This is a genomic window from Deinococcus sp. (assembly GCF_018260405.1).
In the GTDB taxonomy this organism is placed as follows: domain Bacteria; phylum Deinococcota; class Deinococci; order Deinococcales; family Deinococcaceae; genus Deinococcus.
In genome coordinates this window covers 1-1,529 of sequence record NZ_JAGLBG010000205.1, presented here as the reverse complement: position 1 = coordinate 1,529, position 1,529 = coordinate 1, and the positions used below count along the sequence as shown (strand labels likewise).

At 67.1% G+C, this 1,529-nt stretch carries 1 protein-coding gene; it reads right to left on the bottom strand.

What is annotated here, in order from left to right:
- Positions 1–79: 79 nt before the first annotated feature.
- Positions 80–1,408 carry an MFS transporter gene (locus tag QZ269_RS13060; RefSeq protein ID WP_291427131.1) on the bottom strand — a complete coding sequence of 443 codons (1,329 nt, stop codon included), beginning with the start codon at positions 1,406–1,408 and terminating at the stop codon, positions 80–82.
- Between the last annotated feature and the right edge of the window lie 121 nt (positions 1,409–1,529).

Below are 1,529 nucleotides of genomic sequence, written 5' to 3'. Positions count from 1 at the left end.
AGCCCGTCGGCGGCCAGCACGCTCAGCAGAGCCAGCAGCAGGCCCTGCTGGGCCAGGCGCCAGTCGAGTGGGCGCCGGTTCATCGGTGGTCTCCCACGGCGTCGGCCCTGTCTGGCCCCACTTTGGGGATTGGGACGGCGGCGTCCGGTGGGGCTGGATCAAGGGAAGGCGTACCGGGGCCGTCTGTCTTAAAAGTTTGGGGATAGGGCTGAAAGTATTTCTTGAACAGCAGATACCCGAGCGCGGTCAGGAAGCCCAAAGCGGCGCCCAACCCGAACAGACCCTTAGGCCCCGCCGTGGAGAGCGCTAGACCGCCCAGCAGCGGGCCAGCGGCGAAACCGGCGCTCTCGACGGTCATCAGCACGCCCCAGGCGCTCGGTCGCTGGGCCTCGGGGAGCAGCTGGGTAATCAGGGCGGCCCAGCCGGGGGTCAAGAAGGCGTAGCCCAGACCCGCGACCGGGGCCAGCGCAAAGATGACTGGCAGCGGCGGCAAGAAGGCAAAGCCCAGGAACGCCAGCCCCACCAGGGCGTAACCCAGCGCGACGGCCTGCCTGGCCTTGCCCCGGTCGGCGAACTTGCCGGTAAAGGGCATCGCGCCGAAGGCCACCGCCCCGCCGATGACCAGCGCTACGATCAGCTGCCAGTCGCTTAGGCCCAGCTTGGGGGCCATCGACAAGATCCACGCGCCGATCATTGATTGGGTCAGGGTCTGCATCAGCGCGGCGGGCATCAGCGGGGCCAGGGCGTGCAGCACGCTGCGGCTGGCCTTGCCCTCCTTCTTGGCCTGTTCAATATGGGCGGGGCGCTGCCGGGGCATCAGCACCGTGAGCGCCAGTCCGATGCCCAGGGTAACTAGGGCCAGCAACACCACGTTCTGCGGCGCGGTGCGGGTCGCCAAAATCCCGAAGGCGAAAAGGCCGATGCCCGACATGGGCATGATGCTGGTGCTGACCAGCGACAGCACGCGCCCCTGGTAGCCTTCTTTGGCTGCGTCGGCGGTCAGGTTCATGGTGGCGGGCCACATCGGCGAGAACCCGACGCCGTGCAAGATGGCGACCACGAATAGCGTCCAGCCCGCGTGCGAGACGGTCAGCAGCCCCAGCGCCCCCAGACAGATCGCCGCGCCCGCCATGACCACCACTTTCGGGCCGTACCGCTGAATAAGTACCCCCGCTGGCCCGCGCATCAGGGTGTCGGTGTACAGGTGCGCCGACCACGCGCTGCCCACCGCCAGCGCCGTCAGGCCGTAGTGTTCGCTGGCCCGCGCCAGAAAGCCCATATAAAAGCCGCTGCGGACAAACTCGGCGAACATCAGCACCAGCACGGCGGCCCCCACCCCGGCGGCCAGTTCGCGCCGCAGCGGAAGGCGTTCCAGTACACTTTTTTTCGGTTGATCGGTTTTGGTCACGCTTTTGCCTCGGCCCTCAGTGTAGGTTCTCCTGCTAGTGTGTGCGGATGCCGGAATTCACGGTCATCATCCCGGCGTGGAACGAAGCGAAGTACTTGCCCGCCACCCTCCGCGCACTTGA